We start from the raw sequence: 1,392 nt of genomic DNA on the forward strand, positions 1-1,392 counted from the left end.
GCGGAGAGGACGGCCGGGTCGCCTCCCCCGGCGTGGTTCGCCCGGCCCGCGCTCGTCAGGGTCAGCGTGCCGTCCTTGGCCAGGTAGGCGTGCGCGCACGGCCCCGGCAGGTCGGCGCGGCCCGACCACACGATCTCCCCGTCCGACGGGGCTGTGCCGCCCGTGTGGTGGATCATCACGCCGTGCACGGGGCCCCATCCGTCGCCCCGGTTGCCGCGGTCGTGTGTGCGCCAGCCGGAGCGTTCCTTGGTGTCCAGGCCCTCGGCGATCAGCGCCGTCAGCATCTGACTGGCGGTAAGGGGGGTAGCCATCATCGGTTCTCCGAGCATGAGAAAGGCCCCGGCCGGTCGGCTCGGGGCGGGCAGGGAAGAGAGGGGGTCAGGCGGTGGCCGGGTCCCCGGCGGGGTCCGGTTCCTCTGGGGCCGGGCCGATCGGGACGATGTCGGTGATGGGCTGATCGCACAGCCCGCACGCGGCACGCCAGATGCCGTCCGTGTTCACCGACAGGCCAGCAACGAGGACTCTGCCGTTGTTGGGGCAGCCCTCGGTGTGGCAGACCAGCTGGCAGTCGACGTCCGGCGTCTCATACGCCTCGGCACTCATAGCACTCCCAAATGGGCGGTCAGGACGCGATGACCATCCAGTGAACGGTCACGGCCGGTGTGACAGTCGCGCGGGTGATCCAGAGTTTGATGCTGGCGTTGGTGATGTCGGTGACGCCGACGCCAGAGACGCCGTTGTTGAGGTTGTTGGTGCCCACGGACGAGTCGATGGCCGTCGCGTAGGCCCGCAGGTTCGTACCCGTGATGTTCAGCCCGGCAACGGTGAGGCTCGTGGGCGCATTGGCAGCGGACGGGGTGATGGTGGCGGTGCCGGTGACGATGTTGCTGGCCGTGAGCACCCCCTGCACGGACGCGCGGGGGTTGGTGCCACCGGGGCCGGACTCCAGGGCAAGCAGGGCCCTGCGGTCCCCGGCTTCCACCGCCCCTGACGCGAGGGTCAGGACGGAGGACTGGGCCGTGTCGTAGTCGACGCTCGCCGGGACCGCCACCAGGCCGTCCTCGACCGGACGGAATGTGAGGCGGCCGTCGCTGAGCCGGGCGGACTGCCTGCCGCCGCGGGTCCACAGCCCGGCACCGCCGCCGCCGTCCGTCCCGAGCTCGGCGAGGACCGTCCCGTCCCCGGCGTACAGCCGCAGCGTTCCGACGGCCGCCGACGACAGCCGCCGCGCGGCCCGCAACTCTCTGACTTGCCGCTCCAGATCCTGGACCCGGCGGGCCAGACTCGTCGCGTCGGCGGGTAGCTGGTCCAGTTGGCGTGGCATTCAGCCCTCCTCTACCAGGATCGGCCGGACCCGGTGCGATCCTGTCCCCGTGAACGGACCGGAGATCC

Annotated in this window: 3 protein-coding genes; all 3 read right to left on the reverse strand. The window is 71.5% G+C overall.

Going from position 1 to position 1,392, the window contains the following annotated elements; all coding sequences use genetic code 11:
- A partial coding sequence (locus tag ACFWE9_RS26945) for a peptidoglycan recognition protein family protein (RefSeq protein WP_377359677.1) occupies nt 1-329 on the reverse strand: 329 nt, incomplete at its 3' end.
- Nucleotides 330-378: 49 nt separating this feature from the next.
- Nucleotides 379-603, reverse strand: coding sequence for a hypothetical protein (locus ACFWE9_RS26950; RefSeq protein WP_375847217.1), 225 nt, complete (start codon nt 601-603; stop codon nt 379-381).
- Nucleotides 604-622: 19 nt separating this feature from the next.
- Complete coding sequence (locus ACFWE9_RS26955) at nt 623-1,324, reverse strand: hypothetical protein (protein WP_375989039.1); 702 nt, start codon at nt 1,322-1,324, stop codon at nt 623-625.
- Nucleotides 1,325-1,392 lie beyond the last annotated feature (68 nt).

The organism is Peribacillus sp. NPDC060253 (assembly GCF_042727425.1).
GTDB lineage: Bacteria > Bacillota > Bacilli > Bacillales > DSM-1321 > Peribacillus.

What these genes read in the sequence shown, in the direction of transcription:
- ACFWE9_RS26950 (WP_375847217.1), bottom strand. Translation starts at nt 603, where the DNA reads ATGAGTGCCGAGGCGTATGAGACGCCGGACGTCGACTGCCAGCTGGTC.
- ACFWE9_RS26955 (WP_375989039.1), bottom strand. Translation starts at nt 1,324, where the DNA reads ATGCCACGCCAACTGGACCAGCTACCCGCCGACGCGACGAGTCTGGCC.